The organism is Mycobacterium sp. E1747 (genome assembly GCF_001667775.1).
In the GTDB taxonomy this organism is placed as follows: Bacteria; Actinomycetota; Actinomycetes; order Mycobacteriales; family Mycobacteriaceae; genus Mycobacterium.
The window spans coordinates 73,247-97,347 of record NZ_LZJI01000047.1; the positions used below are offsets into that span (position 1 = coordinate 73,247).

22 protein-coding genes are annotated in these 24,101 nt (G+C 68.7%); 18 read left to right on the forward strand and 4 right to left on the reverse strand.

What is annotated here, in order from left to right; all coding sequences use genetic code 11:
• Window positions 1-121 precede the first annotated feature (121 nt).
• From A5695_RS04420 to mnmA, 4 genes are all read left to right on the forward strand, one after another.
• On the forward strand, window positions 122-967 hold the full coding sequence (locus tag A5695_RS04420) for a GNAT family N-acetyltransferase (RefSeq protein ID WP_068078668.1): 846 nt from the start codon (window positions 122-124) through the stop codon (window positions 965-967).
• Entirely contained in the window at window positions 964-1,857 is an 894-nt protein-coding gene (locus tag A5695_RS04425; RefSeq protein ID WP_068078670.1) for a 1-acyl-sn-glycerol-3-phosphate acyltransferase, read from the forward strand. The genes A5695_RS04420 and A5695_RS04425 overlap by 4 nt, the downstream gene beginning before the upstream one ends.
• A gap of 432 nt (window positions 1,858-2,289) precedes the next feature.
• Window positions 2,290-3,468 (forward strand): cysteine desulfurase family protein, encoded by a 1,179-nt coding sequence (locus A5695_RS04430; protein WP_068078672.1) that lies wholly within the window; start codon window positions 2,290-2,292, stop codon window positions 3,466-3,468.
• Window positions 3,469-4,545 (forward strand): tRNA 2-thiouridine(34) synthase MnmA, encoded by a 1,077-nt coding sequence (mnmA, locus tag A5695_RS04435; RefSeq protein WP_068078674.1) that lies wholly within the window; start codon window positions 3,469-3,471, stop codon window positions 4,543-4,545.
• On the opposite strand, the gene A5695_RS04440 is transcribed toward mnmA, so the two are convergent.
• Window positions 4,542-5,177 (reverse strand): sensor domain-containing protein, encoded by a 636-nt coding sequence (locus tag A5695_RS04440; RefSeq protein WP_068078676.1) that lies wholly within the window; start codon window positions 5,175-5,177, stop codon window positions 4,542-4,544. The two genes, mnmA and A5695_RS04440, sit on opposite strands and share 4 nt — an antisense overlap.
• 105 nt (window positions 5,178-5,282) lie before the next feature.
• Here A5695_RS04440 and A5695_RS04445 point away from each other — a divergent pair, with 105 nt between their 5' ends.
• The 8 genes from A5695_RS04445 (at window position 5,283) to A5695_RS04480 (ending at window position 14,595) form a co-directional block, all read left to right on the forward strand.
• A complete protein-coding gene (locus A5695_RS04445; RefSeq protein ID WP_068078677.1) occupies window positions 5,283-6,299 on the forward strand; it encodes a methionine synthase in 1,017 nt (338 codons plus the stop codon).
• 74 nt (window positions 6,300-6,373) lie between these two features.
• Window positions 6,374-6,856, forward strand: coding sequence for an SRPBCC family protein (locus A5695_RS04450; protein ID WP_068078679.1), 483 nt, complete (start codon window positions 6,374-6,376; stop codon window positions 6,854-6,856).
• Window positions 6,853-7,176 carry a helix-turn-helix transcriptional regulator gene (locus A5695_RS04455; RefSeq protein ID WP_068078680.1) on the forward strand — a complete coding sequence of 108 codons (324 nt, stop codon included), beginning with the start codon at window positions 6,853-6,855 and terminating at the stop codon, window positions 7,174-7,176. The genes A5695_RS04450 and A5695_RS04455 overlap by 4 nt, the downstream gene beginning before the upstream one ends.
• Window positions 7,177-7,211: 35 nt before the next feature.
• Window positions 7,212-9,293, forward strand: coding sequence for an NAD-dependent DNA ligase LigA (gene ligA, locus A5695_RS04460; RefSeq protein ID WP_068078682.1), 2,082 nt, complete (start codon window positions 7,212-7,214; stop codon window positions 9,291-9,293).
• Between the two features lie 4 nt (window positions 9,294-9,297).
• Window positions 9,298-10,410: a cystathionine gamma-lyase gene (locus tag A5695_RS04465; RefSeq protein ID WP_068078684.1), complete on the forward strand. Its 1,113-nt coding sequence runs from the start codon at window positions 9,298-9,300 to the stop codon at window positions 10,408-10,410.
• A gap of 41 nt (window positions 10,411-10,451) precedes the next feature.
• Window positions 10,452-11,060 carry a TetR/AcrR family transcriptional regulator gene (locus tag A5695_RS04470; RefSeq protein WP_156749460.1) on the forward strand — a complete coding sequence of 203 codons (609 nt, stop codon included), beginning with the start codon at window positions 10,452-10,454 and terminating at the stop codon, window positions 11,058-11,060.
• A 170-nt stretch (window positions 11,061-11,230) separates the two neighbouring features.
• Entirely contained in the window at window positions 11,231-11,662 is a 432-nt protein-coding gene (locus tag A5695_RS04475; RefSeq protein WP_369830156.1) for an MmpS family transport accessory protein, read from the forward strand.
• Window positions 11,659-14,595, forward strand: coding sequence for an RND family transporter (locus A5695_RS04480; RefSeq protein WP_068078691.1), 2,937 nt, complete (start codon window positions 11,659-11,661; stop codon window positions 14,593-14,595). Before A5695_RS04475 ends, A5695_RS04480 begins: the two co-directional genes overlap by 4 nt.
• Here A5695_RS04480 and A5695_RS04485 read toward each other — a convergent pair.
• Window positions 14,592-15,248: an amino acid-binding protein gene (locus A5695_RS04485; RefSeq protein WP_156749455.1), complete on the reverse strand. Its 657-nt coding sequence runs from the start codon at window positions 15,246-15,248 to the stop codon at window positions 14,592-14,594. The two genes, A5695_RS04480 and A5695_RS04485, sit on opposite strands and share 4 nt — an antisense overlap.
• Window positions 15,249-15,392: 144 nt before the next feature.
• Between A5695_RS04485 and gatC the strand changes: the two genes are divergently transcribed.
• From gatC to gatB, 5 genes are all read left to right on the forward strand, one after another.
• Entirely contained in the window at window positions 15,393-15,692 is a 300-nt protein-coding gene (gene gatC / locus A5695_RS04490) for an Asp-tRNA(Asn)/Glu-tRNA(Gln) amidotransferase subunit GatC (RefSeq protein WP_068078694.1), read from the forward strand.
• Window positions 15,689-17,170 carry an Asp-tRNA(Asn)/Glu-tRNA(Gln) amidotransferase subunit GatA gene (gatA, locus tag A5695_RS04495; protein ID WP_068078696.1) on the forward strand — a complete coding sequence of 494 codons (1,482 nt, stop codon included), beginning with the start codon at window positions 15,689-15,691 and terminating at the stop codon, window positions 17,168-17,170. The genes gatC and gatA overlap by 4 nt, the downstream gene beginning before the upstream one ends.
• 120 nt (window positions 17,171-17,290) lie before the next feature.
• Window positions 17,291-18,322 carry an ATP-dependent 6-phosphofructokinase gene (locus A5695_RS04500; RefSeq protein WP_068078697.1) on the forward strand — a complete coding sequence of 344 codons (1,032 nt, stop codon included), beginning with the start codon at window positions 17,291-17,293 and terminating at the stop codon, window positions 18,320-18,322.
• 139 nt (window positions 18,323-18,461) lie between these two features.
• Window positions 18,462-19,655 carry a MinD/ParA family protein gene (locus A5695_RS04505; protein ID WP_197515358.1) on the forward strand — a complete coding sequence of 398 codons (1,194 nt, stop codon included), beginning with the start codon at window positions 18,462-18,464 and terminating at the stop codon, window positions 19,653-19,655.
• Window positions 19,656-19,755: 100 nt separating this feature from the next.
• Window positions 19,756-21,267: an Asp-tRNA(Asn)/Glu-tRNA(Gln) amidotransferase subunit GatB gene (gene gatB / locus A5695_RS04510; protein ID WP_068078699.1), complete on the forward strand. Its 1,512-nt coding sequence runs from the start codon at window positions 19,756-19,758 to the stop codon at window positions 21,265-21,267.
• 90 nt (window positions 21,268-21,357) lie between these two features.
• On the opposite strand, the gene A5695_RS04515 is transcribed toward gatB, so the two are convergent.
• Window positions 21,358-22,479 carry a sorbosone dehydrogenase family protein gene (locus A5695_RS04515; RefSeq protein WP_197515359.1) on the reverse strand — a complete coding sequence of 374 codons (1,122 nt, stop codon included), beginning with the start codon at window positions 22,477-22,479 and terminating at the stop codon, window positions 21,358-21,360.
• Between the two features lie 263 nt (window positions 22,480-22,742).
• Here A5695_RS04515 and A5695_RS04520 point away from each other — a divergent pair, with 263 nt between their 5' ends.
• On the forward strand, window positions 22,743-23,600 hold the full coding sequence (locus A5695_RS04520) for a DoxX family protein (protein ID WP_068078704.1): 858 nt from the start codon (window positions 22,743-22,745) through the stop codon (window positions 23,598-23,600).
• Between the two features lie 3 nt (window positions 23,601-23,603).
• Here A5695_RS04520 and A5695_RS04525 read toward each other — a convergent pair whose 3' ends face one another.
• Window positions 23,604-23,960, reverse strand: a complete 357-nt coding sequence (locus A5695_RS04525; protein WP_068078706.1) for a PH domain-containing protein — start codon at window positions 23,958-23,960, stop codon at window positions 23,604-23,606.
• Window positions 23,961-24,101: the final 141 nt, after the last annotated feature.

The following is a 24,101-nucleotide window of genomic DNA, read 5'->3' on the forward strand; positions in this document are numbered from 1 at the left end:
GTTCCGCCTGCCTCAACGCGCCGCAGCACGGGCCCCGCATCGACATTTCGTCACCTGACGTGCACAGACACGTCACAGCCGCGATGCCGACTCGCTCACCGATTACGCAACGTTGGCTTACATGAGCATTGCTTCTGTCCTGATCCCTAGTGACAAGCCTGACGGCGCGACGTCGGCGTCGTCCGGCGGGCCCCGATATTCACTGTTGCTGTCGACGGATCCCGGCATGATCGAGGCGGCGCAGCGGCTCCGCTACGACGTCTTCAGCAGCACCCCCGGCTTCGCGCTGCCGACGAAGGACGGCGAACGACGTGATGTCGACAGATTCGACGAGCACTGCGACCACCTGCTGGTCCGCGACGACGGCACCGGCGAACTGGTCGGTTGCTACCGCATGCTCGCCCCGGCCGGCGCCATCGCGGCGGGCGGGCTCTACACCGCGACGGAGTTCGACATCCGCGGTTTCGACCCACTCAGGCCGTCGCTGGTGGAGATGGGACGCGCGGTGGTGCGCGAGGGGCACCGCAACGGCGGCGTCGTGCTGCTGATGTGGGCCGGCATCCTGGCGTACCTGGACCGCTACGGCTACGACTACGTGACCGGCTGCGTGTCGGTGCCCATCGGCGGCGATTCCCATGCCCCCGGTAGCCAGCTTCGCGGGGTGCGCGACTTCATCCTCAGCCGCCATGCGGCCCCGCCGCAGTACCGGGTGCGCCCGCACCGGCCGGTGGTGGTCGACGGGCGGGCGCTTGACCAGATTCCGGCTCCCGCGCGTCCGTCGATCCCGGCGCTGATGCGCGGTTACCTGCGGCTGGGCGCGCAGGTGTGCGGCGAGCCCGCGCACGACCCCGACTTCGGGGTGGGCGACTTCTGCGTCCTGCTGGAAAAGCGGCGGGCCGATACGCGATATCTGAAGCGGCTCCGCTCGGTGTCGGCCGCTTCGCAGCTGGCCGACCGCGACCGATGAGCACCTCCGCCCACACCGGGCACTCCTGGTTACCACGCGCGTCGTGTGACGCCGGTTGTGTGCGCCGCGGCGACGTGACCGCGTCGCCCGGCCTGTTGGTGGCGCTGCGGGTGACGCTTCGCGTCATGCTGGCGCTGCTGCTGGCGCCCGGGGTGGCGCTGCTGGCGGTGCCGCTACCTGGCCGTACCCGCGTTCAGCGCATCTACTGCCGGATGGTGTTGCGCTGCTTCGGGATTCGGATCACAGTCACGGGCAGCCCGATTCGCAACCTGAGCGGTGTCCTGGTGGTCAGCCCGCACATGTCGTGGCTGGACGTCTTTGCCATCGGGTCGGTGCTGCCCGGGTCGTTCGTCGCCCGGGCCGACATGTTCACCGGCCCCGCCACCGGGATCGTGGCCCGCACCCTGAAGATCATCCCGATCGAGCGGTCCAGTCTGCGGCGCCTGCCCGCGGTGGTGGACACCGTCGCCCGCCGGCTGGGGTCCGGCCAGACGGTCGTGTGTTTTCCGGAGGGCACCACCTGGTGCGGTGCGCCCGGCGACGATCCCGGCGGTGCGGCTGCCGGGCAGCCGCATCGAGGCCGCGGGGCGTTCTATCCGGCGATGTTCCAGGCCGCGATCGACGCAAGCCGTCCCGTGCAGCCGCTGCGGTTGACATATCACCACGTCGACGGCAGCGTCTCGACCGTGCCGGCCTTCGTCGGCGACGAGACGCTGGTGGGGTCCATCGGCAGGCTGCTCACCGTGCGCCGCACCCTGGCCCGGGTCCACGTCGAATCCCTGCAGCTCCCAGGGACCGATCGGCGGGCCCTGGCGAACCGCTGCCAGTCGGTGGTGGGTGTGGGCACGCCCCGGCCCGCCGGTCACGGGCCCGTGCTGGTGGCCTCGTAGTCAGATGGTGGCGACCCGCGGCGCCCGGCTGCGCCGCGCTTGCGATCGCTACGTAATCCGATGGTGGCGACCCGCGGCGCCCGGCTGCGCCGCGCTTGCGATCGCTACGTAATCCGATGGTGGCGACCCGCGGCGCCCGGCTGCGCCGCGCTTGCGATCGCTACGTAATCCGATGGTGGCGACCCGCGGCGCCCGGCTGCGCCGCGCTTGCGATCGCTACGTAATCCGATGGTGGCGACCCGCGGCGCCCGGCTGCGCCGCGCTTGCGATCGCTACGTAATCCGATGGTGGCGACCCGCGGCGCCCGGCTGCGCCGCGCTTGCGATCGCTACGTAATCCGATGGTGGCGACCCGCGGCGCCCGGCTGCGCCGCGCTTGCGATCGCCACTGGCTCGGATCGCCCTCGGACCTGCCGGTATCGTGGGTCGGGTCATGGTCTACCTCGATCACGCTGCTACCACGCCGATGCACCCCGCCGCCGTCGAGGCGATGACGGCGGTGCTCGCCACCGTCGGCAACGCCTCCTCCCTGCACACCAGCGGCCGAACGGCGCGCCGGCGCATCGAGGAGTCCCGGGAGCTGATCGCCGACAGGCTGGGCGCCCGTCCGTCCGAGGTCATCTTCACCGGCGGCGGTACCGAGAGCGACAACCTGGCCGTCAAGGGCATCTACTGGGCCCGCCGCGACGCGGAACCGCGCCATCGGCGCATCATCACCAGCGAGGTGGAGCACCACGCGGTCCTGGATTCGGTCAACTGGCTCGCCGAGCACGAGGGTGCCGAGGTGACGTGGCTGCCGACCGCCGCCGACGGCTCCGTGTCGGCGGCCGCGCTGCGCGAGGCGTTGCGCAACCACGACGATGTCGCGCTGGTGTCGGTGATGTGGGCCAACAACGAGGTGGGCACCGTGATGCCCGTCGCCGAGCTCGCCGCCGTCGCGGCCGAATTCGGGATTCCGATGCACAGCGACGCAGTCCAGGCGGTGGGGCAGTTGCCGGTGGACTTCGCCACCAGCGGGCTGGCGGCGATGAGCGTGGCCGCGCACAAGTTCGGCGGGCCGCCCGGCGTGGGCGCTTTACTGGTTCGCCGTGACGTGACGTGTGTGCCCTTGGCCCACGGCGGCGGGCAGGAACGCGACATCCGCTCCGGCACCGCCGATGTCGCCGGCGCAGTCGGCATGGCGACCGCCGCAAAAATCGCGGTCGACGGGATCGAGGCGAACGGCTCACGGCTGCGTGCTCTGCGGGATCGCCTGATCGACGGGGTGCTGGCCGGCATCGACGACGTCAGCCTCAACGGCGCTCGCGACCCGCTACGGTTGCCGGGCAACGCGCACTTCACGTTCCGCGGCTGCGAAGGCGATGCGCTGCTGATGCTCTTGGACGCCAACGGAATCGAATGCTCGACCGGATCGGCGTGCACCGCTGGCGTCGCGCAGCCGTCGCACGTGCTGCTGGCGATGGGCGCCGACCCGACCAGCGCCCGCGGTTCTCTACGAATGTCCATGGGGCACACCAGTACTGACGCCGACGTCGATGCCGTGCTGCGGGTGCTGCCGGCGGCCGTGGACCGGGCGCGCCGCGCCGCGCTGGCCGCCGCGGGGGCCCCCTAAATGAAGGTCCTCGCCGCGATGAGTGGTGGCGTCGACTCGTCGGTCGCCGCCGCCCGCATGGTCGACGCCGGCCACGATGTGGTGGGCGTGCACCTGGCGTTGTCGACCACGCCCGGCACACTGCGCACCGGCTCGCGCGGGTGCTGCTCGAAAGAGGACGCTTCCGACGCCAGCCGGGTCGCCGATGTCCTCGGAATCCCGTTCTACGTCTGGGATTTCGCCGAGAGGTTTCAAGCGGACGTGATCGACGACTTCGTGTCGTCGTACGCGCGCGGCGAGACGCCCAACCCGTGCGTGCGGTGCAATCAGCGGATCAAGTTCTCGGCGCTGTCCGCGAAAGCCCTTGCGCTGGGGTTCGACACGGTGGCCACCGGCCACTACGCCAGGCTGTCCGGCGGGCGACTGCGCCGCGCGGTTGACCCGGACAAGGACCAGTCCTACGTGCTGGCCGTGCTGACCGCCGAGCAGCTGCGCCACGCCACGTTCCCGATAGGGGACACCCCCAAGGCGCAGATTCGCGCCGAAGCCGCCCGGCGCGGCTTGGCGGTCGCCGAAAAGCCCGACAGCCACGACATCTGCTTCATCCCGTCCGGGAACACCCGGGCCTTCTTGGGCGAGCGGATCGCGGTTCGCCGCGGCACCGTGGTCGGCGACGACGGCGCGGTGCTCGCCGAACACGGCGGCGTACACGTGTTCACCATCGGCCAGCGCAAGGGCCTGGGCATCAGCGGGCCGGGCCCCGATGGGGGGCCGCGCTACGTGACGGCCATCGACGCCGACACCGCGACCGTTCGGGTGGGGCGGGCCGCCGACCTCGACGTGCGTGAGTTGCGGGGGCGGGAACCGGTTTTCACCGCGGGGCGGGCGCAGTCGGGCCCCGTCGAGTGCGCGGTCCAGGTACGCGCGCACGGTGAAACGGCCGACGCGGTGGCGGAGTTGGTCGGTGACGAGCTCGTCGTCCGGTTGCGTGCCCCGCTGCGCGGCGTCGCGCGCGGCCAGACGCTGGTGCTCTACCGATCCGACCCCGACGGTGACGAGGTGCTGGGCAGCGCCACCATCGCGGACACCGCGCGCTAGGCCGGCATGTTCGCGACGATGTTCGTCATCACGATGTCGGACACCGATTGCGCGAAGCCGCAGAAGGTGACCTCCACAATCGCGACCGACCGCAGCCGATAGTCGCGGCCGCAGCCACCCGGTCGCAGGTGCAGCGACGCGGCGTCGGACAGCCAGTCGCCGACGTATTGCTGGCCGGCCGAGCCGTTCGCGCAATCCCCGACCGTGGTCACCAGCGCGCCGAAGGCGCGATGCGCGGTCTCGACATCACGGTAGGCCGCGGCACCTTCGGAAATCAGCGCGCCGTCGGGCGGGTCTTGGAAGGTCGTCTTGTGGAACTCTTCGATATCGGGTCCGAACGTCGCCGTCTCGGCGTAGATGAACCGGCATTCGGGCGGCGTGGTGTCCGCGAGCGCGTCGATGTCCACCGGGCTGGTGCCGTCCATCGAGGGAATGATCGTCAAATGCTCGCCGGCGCCGGTGATCGCACGCATCCGCGACTGGTCCAACAGGATCGTGTCGACGTTGACACCCTGCACCGCCCTGCGGGGAAGGCCGGATTGGGCCACCGCCGCACCGTCCACCATCCGGGTGCACGCCGCAGCCAGCACCGTGGCCCCGCATAACAGCAGCGGCCGTGCCAATCCCGCCATCCGTGACACGTTTCGCACCCTTCTTGCGTCGAACCTACCCGTGCCGCCGCGCGGCAGACACCCCTGCCGACCGGCCGGTGGGGTGACGTCGAATACGGTTTCCCGGTGAGCGTTTTCGCGAGGGCCAGCGGCATCGGGTCGTGGCCCGGCATCAAGCCTCGCGAGGCCGCCGAGGTCGTCGTCGGGGAGTTGGCCGGCGCGCTGGCCCACATCGTCGAGCTACCCGCCCGGGGGGTCGGCGCCGACATGCTCGGCCGAGCCGGCGCGTTGCTGATCGACGTGGCCATCGACATCGTTCCCCGCGGCTATCGCCTTGCCGCTCGGCCCGGCGCGGTCACCCGCCGCGCCGTGAGTCTGCTCGACGAGGACATGGACGCGCTGGAAGAGGCCTGGGAGGTGGCCGGCCTGCGCGGTGGCGACCGCGCCCTCAAGGTGCAGGCCGCCGGGCCGATCACGCTGGCCGCCGAACTCGAGCTGGCCAACGGCCACCGCGCGATCACCGACCCCGGCGCCGTGCGCGATCTGGCGGCGTCGCTGGGGGAAGGCGTCGCCGCCCACCGCGCGGCGCTGGCCCGCAGGCTCGAGACGCCGGTGGTGGTCCAGTTCGACGAGCCGTCGCTGCCGAAGGCGTTGGGCGGGCAGCTGACCGGGGTGACGTCGCTGAGCCCGGTGGCGCCGCTCGATGAGGCGGTGGCCACCACCCTGCTCGACACCTGTGCCGCCGCGGCGGGAGGTGAGGTGCTGCTGCACAGTTGTGCCCCCGGATTCCCATGGAAAGTGTTGCAGGACAGCGGTTTAAGCGCGGTCTCGGTAGACGCGAGCATGCTGGCCGCGGGGGACCTCGACGGCATCGCCGCGTTCGTCGAATCGGGTCGCGCGGTCATGTTGGGCGTGGTTGCCGCCCACGCGCCGCCACGGCGACCCTCGATAGCAGAGGTAGCCGCCGCACTGGTCGCGGTGACCGATCGGCTGGGCTTCGGACGATCGGCGCTACGCGATCGAATCGGCGTCACCCCGGCCTGTGGTCTGGCCGGCGCGACACCGCAGTGGGCGCGCCGGGCGATCGAGCTTGCCCGCGGGGCGGCGGAGGCTTTTGCGGAGGACCCTGACGCCATCCGATAGGCAACCAAACGCAACCAAACAGTTGCGCTTGTGTCGGTGACGTGATTGGCTCATACGCAACCAGGAGGTTGCGTATGAGGATTGAGAAGCGCGTCTTGTTGCACGCGCCGTTGGAGCGGGTATGGCGGGCCATCAGCGATGCCGACGAGTTCGGCCGCTGGTTCGGCGTCCGCTTCGACGGGCCGTTCGTCCCCGGGACTTCGGTCGCCGCGGTGATCACTCCGACCACGGTCGACGACGAGGTCGCCAAGCGCCAGGAGCCGCACGCCGGAGTGAAGAGCACCTGGCACATCGTCGCGGTCGAGCCGCCACGGCGGCTCGCCTATCGCTGGCATCCCTTCGCCGTCGACTCGGACGTCGACTACAACCGAGAGCCGACGACGTTGGTCGAGTTCACCTTGTCGGAGGCGCCCGACGGCGTGCTGCTCACCATTACCGAATCCGGATTCGAGGACATTCCCGAGGCGCGCCGCCCCTCCTCGTTCGAGGCCAACGCCGAGGGTTGGGCGATCCAGACGGTCTTGGTGCGCAGGTATGTGGAAGACGTACGCGAATGAGCGGGCGCGTCACCGTGGCCGCGCCGCTCTTCGACGCACTCGGTGACCCGAACCGGCTGCGCATCATCGTGCGGCTCTGCGATGTGGGCCCGAGCTCGACATCGCAGCTCACCTCCGTCATTCCGGTCAGCCGGCAGGCTGCCAGCAAGCACCTGCAGCTGCTGGAGTCGGCGGGTTTGGTGACTAGCAGCAGGCGGGGCCGTGAGCGCGTCTGGACGGTGCGGACGGCCCCCTTGGCCGAGGCCAGTGACTACCTCACTGCGTTGTCGCGCCGGTGGGATGCGGCCTTGGACCGGCTGCGGGCGTACGTGGAGGACTGATTCGTGGTGTCGGCGTTCTCGGATAGCCTGCGAGGGTGAGCTCACCAGAAGTTGATTCGGTGGCGCCCGAAGTCCGGCGGCAGTGGCAGGAACTTGCCGATGAAGTCCGCGAACACCAGTTCCGCTACTACATCAAAGACGCGCCGATCGTCTCCGACGCCGAATTCGACAAGATGTTCAACGACCTTGTCGCGCTGGAGGACCGTTACCCGGAGCTGCGAGTTCCGGATTCGCCGACGCAGCTGGTCGGCGGGGCGGGCTTTGCCACCGACTTCACCGAGGCCGAGCACCTCGAGCGGATGTTGAGCCTCGACGACGTGTTCGACCGTGACGAGCTGGTCGCGTGGAGCAACCGCGTCGAGAACGAGATCGGTCGTGAGCCGCACTACCTGTGCGAACTCAAAATCGACGGGGTGGCGTTGTCGCTGGTCTACCGCGACGGGCGGCTGGAACGGGCCGCCACGCGCGGCGACGGCCGGGTGGGCGAGGACGTGACGCTCAACGCCCGCACCATCGACGACGTGCCCGAGCGGCTCACCGCCAGTTCCGATTTGCCGATTCCGGACGTGCTTGAGGTACGTGGCGAGGTCTTCTTCATGCTCGCCGATTTCGAGGCGCTCAACGCCAGCCTGGTCGAGGACGGCAAAGCGCCGTTCGCCAATCCGCGCAACAGCGCGGCCGGTTCGCTGCGCCAGAAGAACCCCGCGGTCACCGCCCGGCGCAAGCTGCGAATGATCTGCCACGGCATCGGCCGCACCGACGGGTTCGCACCGAAGACCCTGCACGAGGCCTACACCGCGCTGAAAGCCTGGGGCCTGCCGGTGGCCGAAGAAACCGCACGCGTTCGCGGCCTGGCCGCGGTGGAGGACCGGATCGGGTATTGGGGTGAGCACCGCTACGACATCGACCACGAAATCGACGGCGTGGTGGTCAAAGTCGATGACTTCGCGCTGCAACGCCGGCTGGGCACGACGTCGCGGGCACCGCGCTGGGCGGTCGCCTACAAGTACCCGCCGCAGGAAGCGCAGACCAAGCTGCTCGACATCCGGGTGAACGTCGGGCGCACCGGGCGCGTCACGCCGTTCGCCTTCATGACGCCGGTGAAGGTCGCCGGGTCGACCGTAGGCTTGGCCACCCTGCACAACGCCGCCGAGGTCAAGCGCAAGGGGGTGCTGATCGGCGACACGGTGATGATCCGCAAGGCCGGTGACGTCATTCCGGAGGTGCTCGGTCCCGTCGTCGACCTCAGGGATGGCTCCGAACGCGAATTCGTCATGCCGACAACATGTCCCGAATGCGGCACCACGCTGGCCCCCGCCAAGGAGGGCGATGCCGACATCCGGTGCCCCAACGCGCGGTCCTGCCCGGCGCAACTGCGTGAGCGCGTCTTCCACGTCGCCGGTCGGGGAGCGCTCGACATCGAGGGGCTGGGCTACGAGGCGGCCATCGCGCTGCTGAAGGCCGGGGTGATCGCCGATGAGGGCGACCTGTTCACCCTCACCGAGGACGATCTGTTGCGCACCGAGCTCTTTCGGACCAAGGCCGGCACGTTGTCGGCCAACGGCAGGCGCCTGCTCGACAACCTGGACAAGGCCAAGGCGGTGGCGCTGTGGCGGGTACTGGTGGCGCTGTCGATCCGGCATGTCGGCCCGACGGCGGCCCGCGCACTGGCCACCGAGTTCGGCAGCCTGGACGCGATCATGTCCGCGTCGACCGAGCAGTTGGCCGCCGTCGAGGGGGTCGGGCCGACGATCGCGGCCGCGCTCACCGAGTGGTTCGCCGTCGACTGGCATCGCGCGATCGTCGACAAGTGGCGGGCCGCCGGCGTCCGGATGGCCGACGAGCGCGACGCCAGCGTGCCCCGCACGCTGGAGGGGCTGACCGTTGTCGTCACCGGTTCGCTGACCGGTTATTCGCGCGACGACGCCAAGGAGGCGATCATCGCCCGCGGCGGAAAAGCCGCGGCTTCGGTGTCGAAGAAGACCGACTACGTCGTCGCCGGCGACGCGCCGGGCTCCAAATACGACAAGGCGGTGGAGCTCGGCGTGCCGGTGCTCGACGAGGACGGGTTCCGGAAGCTGTTGGCCGAGGGGCCGCCGAAAGCTCCGGCGGAATAGGCCGATGAGCCCTCGCTACGGCGATTCCACCCGCAGCCTCAAAGCCTCGAGCCCACAAGCGATCCCGGGGCAGCCCGTCGCGCCGCAGGCGGTGCTCGCCGCGACCTACCACCTGTCGGGCGACGAAACCGAGGCGTCGGACAGCTACGGCCGCGGCTCCAATCCCACGTGGCGGCAACTGGAGTCGGCGCTCGCCGAGCTGGAGGGAGCGACCGGCGCGCTGGCGTTCGCCTCCGGAATGGCCGCCGTCGGCGCCGCGCTTCGGGAGCTCGCGACGCCCGGATCGGCTCTGGTGGTGCCCGCCGACGGCTACTACCAAGTGCGCCGCTTCGCGAGGGAGGACCTGGCGCCCGCGGGGGTGACCGTCATCGAGGCTTCGAGCTCGCGGATCTATGACGCCGCCGCGGGCGCCGACGTGGTGCTGGCCGAAACGCCCACCAACCCGGCGCTCGATGTCGTTGACCTGCGCCGGTTGGCCACCATCTGCCGTGGCCGCGGCGCGCGGTTGATCGTCGACAACACCGCCGCCACGCCCCTGGGGCAGCAGCCGCTGTCACTGGGGGCCGATGCGGTGGTGGCCAGCGCCACCAAGGCGCTGTCTGGTCACAGCGACCTGCTGGCCGGCTACGTCGCCACCAACGACCCCGAGTTGCTCGCCGCCGTGCAGCGCCAGCGACTGCTCGCCGGCGCAATCCTGGGCGGGTTCGAAGCATGGCTGCTGCTGCGCAGCCTGGCCAGCGCCGGACTGCGTTTCGAGCGGCAATGCCGGAACGCCCGGGCCGTGGCGACGATGTTGGCCGGCCACCCGGCGGCCCGAGTAGTGCGCTACCCCGGTTTGGCGCACGACCCCTCTCATCGCGTGGCGGTGGCGCAGATGCGCCGGTTCGGTTCTTTGGTCTCGGTCGAACTGGCCGACGCCGCCGCGGTGCACGCCCTCGTCGAGCGCAGCGAGCTGCTCGTCGCGGCCACCAGTTTCGGCGGCCTCCACACGTCGGTGGATCGCCGGGCACGCTGGGGCGATGCGGTCGGCGACGGGTTCGCGCGCATCTCGCTGGGCATCGAAGACACCGACGATCTGGTCGCCGACATCGAACGCGCGCTGCCGACGTCGAGATGACGGCCCCGCCCGAAATTGGTCCGCGCAGCGCAAGCGGCTCTATCGTGGGCGCTATGACCCAGACGGCGGACCGTTTGACGCAGGAATCACCGTGGTCGCCCCGAGAGGGCGAGATTTTGGCGGTCACCCTGCGTTTGCTCCAGGAGCACGGCTACGACCAGCTGACGGTCGACGCGGTTGCCGCCGAAGCCCACGCGAGCAAGGCCACGGTGTATCGGCGCTGGCCTTCCAAGGCCGAATTGGTGTTGGCCGCCTTCATCGAGGGTGTCCGCGTGATCGCCGTCGCGCCCAACACCGGCACACTGCGCGGCGACCTGCTGAGTCTGGGGGAGACGTGTGGGCAGCACGGCACCGAGCACGCCAGCACCATCCGCGCGGTGATGGTCGAGGTGTCGCGGCACCCGGCGCTCAACGACGCATTGCAGGAGCAATTCCTCAAGCAGCGCAAGGCGTTGATTCAGCATGTGCTGCGCCAAGCCGTCGACCGCGGCGAGATCGGCGAGGACGTCATCACCGACGAACTCTGGGACCTATTGCCCGGTTATCTCATCTTCCGGTCCATCATTCCTGGCCGGCCACCCACCCGTCGCACCGTGCAAGCGCTCGTGGACGGGTTTCTCATCCCGGGTTTGACCAGAACCACCGGGTAGCGCGGCTTGATCCGCCGAGATGGAATGTGCACGGTCGCGTCTCTTGTGCAGTACGGTCCCGTACCGTACTGTCATACCTGTCAAGGCCCCACCCCGGCGGCGGCTGTACTCGCCTCGAGGGTGATTGCGTTACCCGATGATCGAAAGGTGAACGGGTGAAGGGGATTTCGGTGGCATCCCTGGTCAGACGGGGGTGGATGGTGCTGGTCGCGGTGCTAGTCGTCGGGCTTGCGGCATTCGCCATCTACCGCCTGCACGGAATCTTCGGCTCAGATAGCGGCGCTTCGGCCAACAGCGGCTTGGCCAACGAAATCGTCCCGTTCAATCCCAAACGGGTGGTGCTCGAGGTCTTCGGCACACCGGGCGCAACCGCGACCATCAACTACCTTGATGTCAACGCCCAGCCACAGCAAGTGAAGGACGCCCCGCTGCCGTGGTCGTTCACGATCACCACGACCGAGCCCGCGGTGCTGGGCAATGTCGTCGCGCAGGGCACCGGCGACAGTCTGGGGTGCCGCATCACCGTCAACGGGGAAGTGAAAGACCAACGCACCGTTGACAAAGTCGACGCCTATACCTTCTGCCTGGACAAATCCGGATGAGCGACCACGAACAGCCGCGGGCGCGCGTCCCGCGCACCATCCGCCGACTCGCACTGCCCGTCCTGCTGTTCTGGGTGGCGCTGGCCGCGATCACCAACATCGCGGTGCCGCAACTGGAAGAGGTTGGCAAGACCCACAATGTGGCGCTGAACTCGCCGGACGCCCCTTCGCTCAAAGCCATCAAGCGCATCGGCGAGAAATTCGGCGAGTTCGACACCGACAGCTCGGCCATGATCGTGCTGGAAGGCGACAAGCCACTCGGCGCGGACGCGCACCGCTTCTACGACGAGCTGATCCACCGGCTCGAGCAGGACAAGAAGCACGTCGAGCACGTCCAGGACTACTGGGGCGACACCCTGACCGCGGCGGGGTCGCAAAGCAGCGACGGCAAGGCCGCTTACGTTCAGGTGAACCTCGCCGGTAATCAGGGCTCGGCGTTGGCGAACGAGGGCGTCGGTGCGCTACGTGACATCGTCGATCGCATCAAGCCGCCGCCGGGCGTCAAGGTCTACGTGACCGGTGCGGCGCCGTTGATATCCGACCAGTTCGACGTCGGCAGCAAGGGAACCGCGAAGGTCACCGCGATCACGATCGGCATGATCGCCCTGATGCTGTTCTTCGTGTACCGCTCGGTGCTCACCACGCTGCTGGTGCTCGCCACGGTCCTGATCGAAATGTCGGCCGCCCGAGGCCTTGTCGCATTCCTCGGCAACGCCGGGGTCATCGGCTTGTCGACGTATGCGACGAATCTGTTGACGCTTCTGGTGGTCGCCGCGGGCACCGACTACGCGATATTTTTCGTGGGCCGCTACCAGGAAGCGCGCGGAACCGGGGAAGACCGCGAAAAGGCTTTCTACACCATGTATCACGGCACGGCGCATATCGTGCTGGGTTCGGGGCTGACGGTGGCCGGCGCGGTGGCCTGCCTGAGCTTCACCCGGCTGCCTTACTTCCAGAGTCTGGGCATTCCGGCCGCATTGGGCATCCTCGTCGCGTTGTTCGCGGCCCTCACCCTGGGGCCTGCGATCCTCACCCTGGGCGCCAAGGTGGGCATCTTCGACCCCAAGCGCGCGGTCAGAACCCGTGGCTGGCGGCGGATCGGCACCGCCATCGTCCGCTGGCCCGGAGCCGTCCTTGCCGCGGCGTGCGCGCTGGCCCTGGTGGGCCTGATCGCCCTGCCCGGCTACAAGACCAGTTACGACACCCGTCCCTACATGCCGGCCAGCGCTCCGGCCAATGTCGGCTACACCGCCGCCGAGAAGCATTTCTCGCGCGCCCGGCTGGAGCCCGAACTGCTCATGGTTGAAACCGATCACGACATGCGCAACCCGGAGAGCATGCTCATCCTGGACAAGGTGGCCAAGGCGGTATTTCACGTTCCCGGCGTCGCGCAGGTGCAGACCATCACCCGCCCCTTGGGCACCCCGCTGGTCCATAGTTCGCTCGCATTCGTGGTCAGCAATTCCAGCGCGGCGCAGCAGGAAAACCTGACCTACCAACAGGATCGGGCCAACGATGCCCTCAAACAGGCCAACGAGCTGAACAAGACCATCGACATCCTCAAGCAGCAATACGTATTGCAACAGCAGCTCGCCGGCACCACCCACGACGAGACCCAGAGCTTCCACGACACGCTCGGCACGATCCAGGACCTGCGCGACAAGGTCGCGTATTTCGACGACTTCTTCCGCCCTGTTCGCAGCTACTTCTATTGGGAGAGGCATTGCTACGACATTCCGATCTGCTTCGCGTTCAGGTCGCTGTTCGACGCGCTCGACGGAATTGATCAGCTCACCGAGAAGTTCGAGAACCTGACGGCGTCACTCGACAAACTCGACGCGCTGCAGCCGAAACTCGTGACGCTGATACCGCCGCAGATCGAGAGTCAACAGACCAATCGCGATCTGACGTTGGCCAATTACGCCACCCTGTCGGGCATTTACGCGCAGACCGCGGCCGCGATCGACAATGCGACGGCGCTGGGGCGGGCCTTCGACGCGGCCAAGAACGACGACACCTTCTATTTGCCGCCGGAAGTGTTCAACAATCCCGACTTCAAGCGCGGGCTCAAACTGTTCCTCTCACCCGACGGCAAGGCCGCCCGCATGATCGTCACGCACGAAGGCGATCCCGCAACGCCCCAAGGTATTTCGCACATCGACCCGATGGCCAAAGCGGCGCATGAAGCCCTGAAGGGCACGCCGATGGCGGACGCGGGAATCTATCTCGGCGGGACCGCCGCGACCTATAAGGACATCCAAGATGGCGCCAAGTACGACCTGATGATCGTCGCGTTCGCGGCGCTGAGTTTGATTCTGCTGATCATGATGATCATCACGCGCAGCCTGATCGCCGCACTGGTCATCGTGGGCACCGTCGCCTTGTCGCTGGGCGCCTCGTTCGGGCTCTCGGTCCTGGTCTGGCAGTACCTCCTCGGTATTCAGCTGTACTGGGTGGTGCTCGCGCTTGCCGTGATCCTGCTTCTCGCAGTGGGATCCGACTACAACCTGCTGTTGATCTCCCGGTTCAAGGAAGAGATTCATGCCGGCTTGAACACCGGCATCATTCGCGCGATGGCGGGTTCTGGATCGGTGGTCACCTCGGCTGGCATCGTGTTCGCCCTCACCATGTGTGCGTTCGTGTTCAGCGGCTTCCAGGTTCTCGGTCAGATCGGAACGACGATCGGGCTCGGCTTGCTGTTCGACACGCTGATCGTGCGGTCGTTCATGACGCCTTCTGTCGCAAGGATTCTCGGGCGATGGTTCTGGTGGCCGCAACGGGTGCGCCCGCGTCCGGCCAGCACCATGCTGCGGCCCTACGGTCCGCGTCCGGCGGTTCGGCAGCTGTTGCTGTGGGACGACGACGACCATGCCGTGCTGGTGGGATCGAACTCGCAGGCGGTGCTGTCCGGTTCGGCGTTGGCGACGCACTAGCGCAGCATGGTGGCGACGATCCCGGCCAGATAGCCCAGGCGAGCCACTTCCGACGGCCGGAACTCCGGGCCCGGGCGGCCCAACACCACCGCGGTGTGCGGGTCGCCCAACGGGGCGGCGACCATCGTGGTGTCCATGTCGCGCCAGGCCTGCGGAACCCAATCGCCCGCGCTGTCCAGCGTCACGGCCCGCTCGATCGGCAACCACGGGGCCGAATCCGCCCGCGTCTCCGGCGTACCCGGGCTCGCGGCCAGCCGCTCCAACCCGTCGCCCGCACTGCGCACCACGGTGCACCAACTCACCCGCAGTACCCGGGGCGCCTCGTCGGCCAGCACCTGCACCCGGTGCGCGTTGTCGCCGGCCGCGGCGACGTGGTCGAGCAACTCCAGCTCGCGATGCGCTTCCAGCAGCCCGGTGTGCGGGCGCACGCTGTCCACCCGAACACCGTTGAGCGATTCCGCCGCGGTGATCAGCGTGTCCGGCATCGCCCCGGGCGGCAGTTCGATCACCAGGTCGTCGATCGCATACCCCGAGCTGCGCTCGACCACGTCGAGCGACAAGATGTCGGCGCCGACCGAACCAAGCGCGACGGCCAGCGAGCCCAGGCTGCCCGGGCGGTCGACCAGTTCGATGCGCAACAGATACGACGGCACGGCCAACACTGTTACACAGCGATGCGTGCACTGCATTTCTGCGGACGACCGGTGACCCTGACCGGCTCCCGAGTGTGCGGCTACCCGCACGCTCGCGGTTCCCGCCCCGCGCGCCGCGTCGTCGCCCGACTAGGCTTTCCTGTCGTGTCTCAGATCTCCCGCGACGAGGTGGCGCACCTGGCCCGGCTGTCCCGGCTCGCGCTGACCGACAGCGAGCTCGACAGCTTCGCCGGCCAGCTCGACGCCATCCTGACCCACGTGAGCCAGGTGCAGGCCGTCGACGTCACCGGCGTCGAAGCGACCGGCAACCCGCTCAAGGACGTGAACGTCACCCGCCCGGACGAGCCGACCCCGTGCCTGACCCAGTCCGAGGCGCTGGCCCAGGCGCCCGAGGCCGCCGATGGCCGCTTCGCGGTGCCGCAGATCCTGGGGGACAGCGAATGAACGAGATCATCCGGTCCGACGCCGCCACGCTGGCGGCCCGGATCGCCGCCAGGGAGCTGTCGTCGGTCGAGGTCACCCGGGCCTGCCTGGACCAGATCTCCGCGACCGACGACCGTTACCACGCCTTCCTGCATGTGGCCACCGACGAGGCGCTTGCCGCCGCAGCGGCCATCGACGAGGCGGTGGCCGCGGGCGAGCCCCTGCCGTCGCCGCTGGCAGGGGTGCCGCTGGCGCTCAAGGACGTCTTCACCACCGTCGACATGCCCACCACCTGCGGCTCCAAGATCCTCGAGGGCTGGCGTTCTCCCTACGACGCCACCGTCACCACGCGGTTGCGCGCCGCGGGCATCCCGATCCTGGGCAAGACCAACATGGACGAGTTCGCGATGGGCAGCTCGACGGAGAACTCCGCCTACGGCCCCACCCGTAACCCGTGGAACCTCGACCGGGTGCCCGGTGGCTCCGGCGGCGGCAGCGCGGCGGCTCTGGCCGCTTTCCAGGCGCCGCTGGCGATCGGGTCCGACACCGGGGGCTCCATCCGGCAGCCTGCGGCGCTGACCGCGACGGTCGGCGTCAAACCGACCTACGGCACCGTGTCGCGCTACGGGCTGGTGGCGTGCGCGTCGTCGCTGGATCAGGGCGGCCCGTGCGCGCGCACGGTGCTGGACACCGCCCTGCTGCACCACGTGATCGCCGGGCACGACGCCCGCGACTCCACGTCCGTCGAGGCGGCGATACCCGATGTCGTCGGCGCCGCCAAAGCCGGCGCGGCCGGTGACCTCAGGGGCGTGCGCGTCGGAGTCGTGCAGCAGCTGCGCGGCGACGGCTACCAGCCGGGGGTGCTGTCCTCGTTCGAGGCCGCGGTGGGACGGTTGACCGAGCTGGGCGCCGAAGTGACCGAAGTCGACTGCCCGCACTTCGAATACGCGCTGGCCGCCTACTACCTGATCTTGCCTTCGGAGGTGTCGAGCAACCTGGCTCGCTTCGACGCGATGCGCTACGGGCTGCGGGTCGGCGACGACGGGACCCACAGCGCCGAGGAGGTGATGGCGCTGACCCGGGCCGCCGGTTTCGGTCCGGAAGTCAAGCGGCGCATCATGATCGGCACCTACGCGCTCTCGGCCGGTTACTACGACGCCTATTACAACCAGGCGCAGAAGGTGCGCACGCTGATCGCCCGCGACCTGGACCGGGCGTACGAGTCGGCTGATGTGGTGGTGTCACCGGCGACCCCGACCACCGCCTTCCCGCTGGGGGAGAAGGTGGACGATCCGCTGGCGATGTATCTGTTCGACCTGTGCACGCTGCCGCTGAACCTGGCCGGCCACTGCGGCATGTCGGTGCCCGCGGGGCTGTCACCCGATGACGGACTGCCGGTCGGGCTGCAGATCATGGCGCCGGCGCTGGCCGACGACCGCCTCTACCGGGTGGGCGCCGCCTACGAGGTGGCGCGCGGCCCGCTGCCGAGTGCCATCTAACACCCAGCTGGTGTACCCGCCCGCTTGCGGGGAAACGCAAAACCGCATCTTTTTCCGCACTTCGGTGCGATTCTGCGTCTGCCCGCGCCATCTAGCTGGGCCGCAGGGCAAGATAAGGGCATGCGGATCGGAGTTCTCACTGGAGGTGGTGACTGCCCGGGGCTGAACGCCGTCATCCGGGCCGTGGTGCGCACCTGCGACGCCCGGTACGGCTCGTCGGTGGTCGGCTTCCAGGACGGGTGGCGCGGCTTGCTGGAAAATCGGCGCATTCAGCTGCAGAACGACGACCGCAATGACCGGCTCTTGGCCAAGGGCGGCACCATGCTGGGGACCGCCCGGGTGCATCCGGACAAACTGCGGGCCGGGCTGGACCAGATCAAGCAGACGCTGGACGACAACGGTATCGACGCGCTGATCCCGATCGGCGGGGAGGGCACCCTGACCGCCGCGCACTGGCTGTCGGAGGAGAACGTTCCCGTCGTCGGCGTGCCGAAGACCATCGACAACGACATCGATTGCACCGACGTCACTTTCGGCCACGACACCGCGCTCACCGTCGCCACCGAGGCCATCGACCGGCTGCACAGCACCGCGGAATCCCACCAGCGGGTGATGCTGGTGGAGGTGATGGGCAGGCATGCCGGCTGGATCGCGCTCAACGCCGGACTGGCGTCGGGCGCGCACATGACACTGATTCCCGAGCAACCCTTCGACGTCGAAGAGGTTTGCCGGCTGGTGAAACGCCGGTTTCAGCGCGGAGATTCGCACTTCATTTGCGTGGTCGCCGAGGGCGCGAAACCCATCCCAGGCTCAATCTCGTTGCGCGAGGGCGGGCTTGACGAGTTCGGCCATGAGCGTTTCACCGGCGTCGCGGCCCAATTGGCCGTCGAGGTGGAAAAGCGGATCAATAAGGAAGTCCGCGTGACCGTGCTGGGCCACGTCCAGCGCGGCGGTACTCCGACCGCCTATGACCGGGTGCTGGCCACGCGGTTCGGCGTCAACGCCGCAGACGCCGCACACGCGGGCGAATACGGCCAGATGGTGTCGCTGCGAGGGCAGGACATCGGCCGCGTGCCGTTGGCCGATGCCGTACGCCAACTCAAGCTGGTGCCCGAAAGTCGCTACGACGACGCCGCCGCCTTCTTCGGCTGATCCCCCGCAAACGGCGGGCGGCCCTGACGTGACCCTGACCTGACGACGGCCTGAATTTGCCCGCCGGTTGACCAACTCCGGGCGCGTTTGCCCAAAATCCGTGGTTTCCGGACCGGTTCCTAGCGGTTATACCCCCAAAGTGAGCAACCGCGGTTCGATTCGCGGAGCCGTTCAGCACCCCGCGGCGACGGCGGGGCCAGTGGGCCCGCCGGTCCGTCCGTCGCGTCCGCCCGCGTGGCGCATCGAGGCCGATCCGGCGGCCACCACGGCGCCCCAAGCCCATCCATCGGACCCGGCCATCCGTCGTCCGCCGTTCAGGCCGCCACCGCCCGTACCCGCCCCGGCGGGACGGGGCCCCTCGCTGCGACGGCCGGCGCGACCGCCGGGCGGGACGGCGCTGGACGGGCTCGACCAGCAAGAGCCCGACGGCTCCCCCCGGTTTAGCTGGCGAGAAGTGGTCCATCGCCTGACTGGCGTCGATCTGGGCCCCGGCAAAGACGCGCGGTACAAAGAGGAGCTGCGCAACCGCATCCGCGCGGAGGTGGGCGGAGCATTTCCCATCGCCGTTCTCAACCTCAAGGGCGGCGTCGGCAAGACCGCGGTCGTGGAGGCGCTGGGGTCGACATTCGCCGACGTGCGCCACGACCGGATCGTCGCCGTCGACGTGGACGCCGGCGACCTGGCCGAGCGCCACGGCAAGCCCAACGCGCTGGGAATGGCCGAGCTGCTCGCCGACGACACGATCACGAGTTACGCAGACGTGCGGGCGCACACCTACATGAATAACTTCGGCCTCGAAGTGCTCGCATTGCCCGATTACGCGCACACCGACTGGCGGCTCGAGCGCCACGACGCTGTCAAGGCGTTTTCGATCCTGCGCAACCACTATTCGGTGGTGTTGGTGGACTGCGCGAAGGCGCTCAATTCGGGTGTGATGGACGCGGTGCTGCGCGAGGCGCTGGCGCTGGTCGTGGTAACCAGTACGTCCATCGACGCGATTCGGAAGACCGCCACCACTCTGGATTGGTTGGCGAACAACGCCTATCAATGGCTGGTGCAGTCGACGGTATTGGCGATCAACCACGTCGAACCGGCCAAGGTGGAACTGCTGGCCGCCAACGAGCTCGACCGATTGTCCGCGCGCGTCGGCGCAACGGTGGTGCTGCCGTTCGATCGGCACATCCATAGCGGGAACCAGATCGAGCTGGATCGATTGAACAAGGAGAGCCGGCGAAGTTACCTCGAGATGGCGGCCGTGCTGGCCGACATGTTCCCCGTCAGGGGCGGGGAGCCCAACCGGCGCCCCGTGCCGCGCTCGCCGCACTGGCCCTGATCGCCCGGCGGCGCCGCGCTCGCGGTCACCATGTGCCTGGTGGTGGTGACCCGCTTCGCCCGGCGCCGCCGCGCTCGCGGTCACCACTACGATCGACGGCATGAGTGTTGCTGCCAGCGCCGATCTCATGGACTACGACGAGGTCATCGCGCGCTTCGACCCGGTACTCGGCCTCGAGGTGCACGTCGAGCTGTCGACCGTCACCAAAATGTTCTGTGGCTGCTCCACTGCGTTCGGCGCCGAACCCAACACCCAGGTATGCCCCGTGTGCCTCGGGCTGCCGGGCTCGCTGCCGGTGCTCAACCGCACGGCGGTGGAATCGGCGATCCGAATCGGGCTCGCGCTCAACTGCGAGATCGTGCCCTGGTGCCGCTTCGCCCGGAAGAACTACTTCTACCCGGACATGCCCAAGAACTACCAGATTTCCCAATACGACGAGCCGATCGCCATCAACGGCTACCTGGAAGCGCCGCTGGACGACGGCACCACCTGGCGGGTCGAGATCGAGCGTGCGCACATGGAGGAGGACACCGGCAAGCTGACCCACCTGGGCAGCGAGACCGGCCGCATCCACGGCGCGACGACCTCGCTGCTCGACTACAACCGGGCCGGTGTACCGCTCATCGAGATCGTCACGAAGCCGATCGTGGGTGCCGGTGAGCGGGCCCCCCAGATCGCCCGGGCCTACGTTACGGCATTGCGAGACCTGTTGCGCGCCTTGGGAGTATCCGATGTCAGGATGGACCAGGGATCGATGCGTTGCGATTCCAACGTCTCGCTGATGCCCAAGGGCGCCGCCGAGTTCGGCACCCGCACCGAGACCAAGAACGTCAACTCGCTGAAAAGCGTTGAGGTTGCGGTGCGTTACGAAATGCAGCGGCAGGCCGCCGTCCTCGTGTCCGGCGGTCAGATCATCCAGGAGACCAGACACTTTCACGAGGCGGGATACACCAGCCCCGGCCGCGCCAAGGAGACCGCCCAGGACTACCGGTATTTTCCCGAGCCCGACCTGGAACCCGTCGCGCCCAGCCGTGAGTGGGTCGAGCAGCTCCGCGAAACGATCCCCGAACTACCGTGGCTGAGCCGCAAGAGGATTCAGCAGGAGTGGGGCGTATCCGACGAGGTGATGCGCGACCTGGTCAACGCCGGCGCCGTCGACTTGGTCATCGAGACCGTCAAGCACGGCGCCACCAGCGAGCAGGCGCGGGCCTGGTGGGGAAACTTCCTGGTGCAGAAGGCCAACGAGGCCAACGTCGGCCTGGACGAGCTGGCGATCAGCCCGGCTCAGATCGCCGCGGTGATCGCGCTCGTGGACCAGGGCAAGCTGTCCAACAAGCTGGCCCGCCAGGTCGTGGAGGGGGTGCTGGCCGGCGAGGGTGAGCCCGAGCAGGTGATGACGGCGCGCGGCCTCGAGTTGGTGCGCGACGACTCGGTGACCCAGGCCGCCGTCGACGAGGCGCTGGCCGCCAATCCCGATGTGGCGGAGAAGATCCGCGGCGGCAAGGTGGCTGCGGCGGGCGCGATCGTCGGCGCGGTGATGAAGGCCACCCGCGGGCAGGCCGACGCGGCCCGGGTTCGGGAACTGGTGCTGGCGGCCTGCGGCCAGGGGTGAGTGCCGACCGGATCGAGAGCGAATGTAGCTACGCGCCAAGCCGATTCGTCGTCGCGAGATTCGCACTCGATGGGCGGCCCTGAGTAAGACCTAGGTCTTGTCGTCGTTGTTGCGCGGGAAGCCGCCGCCCTGTGGGAACAGCGGGAACACTACGTCGTCTAGCTTCTCGGCGTCGCCGGCGGTCTTGTTGACGGTTGCGCCCCAGACGTTTCCGTCCGGCGACATCCGCAGCGCCCATGCGTGGGCGTGGGTGTCCTTGCGGACCACGTCGGGTTCACCGGTGACCGCACCCGTCGCGGGGGCCAGCCGCACGGCCACCGTCATTTTGGTGTTGATCAGGTTGACCAGCACGGTCCCGTCCATCGCCGCGCAGCCGGCCACGCCGGGCTTGTCCGGCCAAGTCCACACCGTGGAGACATCGGAGGTCTTGGTGATGCGCTGCAACCGGTCCGCCGTCGGCGTGCGGTCGGCGACGTAGAGCGAGCCGTCCACGGGGTCGATGCACAGGCCGCCGCCCGCACCGACGCCCGACAACGCCGTCGTCGGCGGGGCCTGCCCGATGGTGGTCGGCTGCTCGATGCGAAGCACCTTGCCGGCCAGCGATTTGGGGTCCGCGGCCGCCGCGGGGTTACCCGCATCGCCGGTCATCACGACCAACGTGGTGGGGCTCGTGAAGATCAGCGCGCCACTGTTCCCGGTGGCGCCCTTGGGGATCCCGGTCAGGATGTCTTTGGGGATGTCGCCGTCGGCCACCCGGATCACCCGATTGTCGGTCGGCGTGCTGATGTAGGCGTACATGAGCCGGTCTTGGGTGTAGGTCGGCGACAGCACGATGTCCATCAGGCCGCCGTCGCCGGACGGGTCGACCGGGATGACCATCTTCACCTTCGGCTCGGCGCTCACCGAGATCTCCTTGACCGCGCCGGTGGTGCGCTCGGCGACGAGCGCGGTTTTGCTGTCGGGCCCCATGATCAGCCCGCTGGTGCTCTCCAGGCAGCCCTGCATCACGCCTGGAGCCGGGCACGCCTTGGGGAACGGCGTGGGCGGCAGCGGCGGCGGCGGGGGCGGCGTCGAGCTGGGTTGGGGCTTGAGCTCGGGGTTGGTGGTGAACGGCTGCGACTGGGCGTCGTTGAACCGTGCGCAACCGCTCGCGACCAGCACCACCGCGCAAAGCGCGGCGAACCCGCACCGAATCGAGCGCCCTAATCGCATGACCGACAGGCTACGGATAGTGCGGCCGCCGCCGCCACACGCATGCGCCTGCCCGCCTGGCGCGACGCAATCCGGCCGGCTTCTCCCCAGCGGCGAACCGGGCCGGCTCCGCCCCGATTCGCCGGCGTATGGGCCCCTCCGGCTGCCCGCGGATGGCATTTTCGGGCCGATCCGGGCGCGTTCGGCGGGCAAACCGCCGATTGCCTGGCGAAAGCGCCGCTCAAATCCCCAATTCGGCGCCAAATGCCCTTACCCTGACACGCGTGACCAGTCAACCGAATGACGGACATTGGCAGCGGCCCGGCGAATCCCCGGAGCCAACTCCAGGTCGCCCCGCGACGGCGCGTGTGGTTGACCCCGAAGACGATCTGACGCCCGTCGGCTACCCCGGCGACTTCAACCCCTCCACCGGAACCACCACCGTCATCCCGTACATGGGTGACCACGCCGGCGGTGGGTCGAGCGCGGCCGGTTACAACGTGCTCGACCAGCAGGAGCCGTTGCCCTACGTCCAGCCGCAGGCATCGCGGCACGCGGCAGCCGAGCCCACCGAGATCGACGCGGACGAACACCACGGCCGGCTGCACGAGGTCGGCCGGCGCGGAACCCAGCATCTGGGTTTGCTGGTCATGCGGGTCGGCCTCGGGGTAGTGCTGGCCGCCCACGGGTTGCAGAAGCTGTTCGGCTGGTGGGGCGGCTCCGGGGTGGGCGGGTTCAAGAACTCACTGTCCGACGTCGGCTACCAGCACGCCGACATCCTGGCCTACGTCAGCGCCGGGGGCGAGCTCGTCGCGGGCATTCTGCTGGTACTGGGCCTGTTCACCCCGGTGGCCGCGGCCGGTGCGCTGGCCTTTTTGATCAACGGCATGCTGGCCACCATCACCGCGCGGCCGCATCCGCACAGCTTCACGTACTTCCTGCCCGACGGGCACGAATACCAGATCACTCTGATCGTGATGGCCGTCGCGGTGATCCTGTGCGGGCCGGGCCGCTACGGTCTCGACGCGCGACGGGGCTGGGCGCATCGGCCGTTCATCGGGTCTTTCGTCGCGCTGCTGGTCGGCATCGCCGCCGGCATCGCCGTGTGGGTGCTGCTCAACGGGGTCAACCCGATCGCCTGACGCTCACTGATACGGGTTGGGCACCCGTCCCGAGCTGGCCTCCGTCAGCTGCGGCAGCGTCGCGAACGTCACCGCGGGCAGGCGCACCTCCGCGCCGCTCTTGAGATGTGCGCGAGCCCACGAACCCCGATGGAAGCGCAGCCCGTCGATGTCATCCCAGTCCACCGTCTGGCTGCTCCGCAGCGTTCGGACGGTCACGCCCCGATCGTCGGCAACGGTCCGCAACCGAACGATCAGCGCCGACAACAGCACGGGAATCACCAGCAGCGGCGCCGAGGGCGGCCACAGCATCACCGGGATCAGCAGCCCCAGGGTGAAGAAACCGACGGCCAGGTGCGCGATGGGGGAGACCTTGATCACGACGGGCGTGTGGGAAGACGAACCGGTAGCCACCCGACCATCATTTCACCGGTCGCCGGGGCCGGATCCGGGCGCGGGGCAACAGGGGCGGATTTGACTGCTGAGCTGTGCGAAGGCTACCGTCGGACGTTATGGATACCG

Coding starts and splice junctions, on each gene's coding strand:
- A5695_RS04420 (WP_068078668.1), top strand. CDS start 122: ATGAGCATTGCTTCTGTCCTGATCCCTAGTGACAAGCCTGACGGCGCG.
- A5695_RS04425 (WP_068078670.1), top strand. CDS start 964: ATGAGCACCTCCGCCCACACCGGGCACTCCTGGTTACCACGCGCGTCG.
- A5695_RS04430 (WP_068078672.1), top strand. CDS start 2,290: ATGGTCTACCTCGATCACGCTGCTACCACGCCGATGCACCCCGCCGCC.
- mnmA (WP_068078674.1), top strand. CDS start 3,469: ATGAAGGTCCTCGCCGCGATGAGTGGTGGCGTCGACTCGTCGGTCGCC.
- A5695_RS04440 (WP_068078676.1), bottom strand. CDS start 5,177: ATGGCGGGATTGGCACGGCCGCTGCTGTTATGCGGGGCCACGGTGCTG.
- A5695_RS04450 (WP_068078679.1), top strand. CDS start 6,374: ATGAGGATTGAGAAGCGCGTCTTGTTGCACGCGCCGTTGGAGCGGGTA.
- A5695_RS04455 (WP_068078680.1), top strand. CDS start 6,853: ATGAGCGGGCGCGTCACCGTGGCCGCGCCGCTCTTCGACGCACTCGGT.
- A5695_RS04465 (WP_068078684.1), top strand. CDS start 9,298: ATGAGCCCTCGCTACGGCGATTCCACCCGCAGCCTCAAAGCCTCGAGC.
- A5695_RS04480 (WP_068078691.1), top strand. CDS start 11,659: ATGAGCGACCACGAACAGCCGCGGGCGCGCGTCCCGCGCACCATCCGC.
- gatA (WP_068078696.1), top strand. CDS start 15,689: ATGAACGAGATCATCCGGTCCGACGCCGCCACGCTGGCGGCCCGGATC.
- A5695_RS04500 (WP_068078697.1), top strand. CDS start 17,291: ATGCGGATCGGAGTTCTCACTGGAGGTGGTGACTGCCCGGGGCTGAAC.
- gatB (WP_068078699.1), top strand. CDS start 19,756: ATGAGTGTTGCTGCCAGCGCCGATCTCATGGACTACGACGAGGTCATC.
- A5695_RS04515 (WP_197515359.1), bottom strand. CDS start 22,479: ATGCGATTAGGGCGCTCGATTCGGTGCGGGTTCGCCGCGCTTTGCGCG.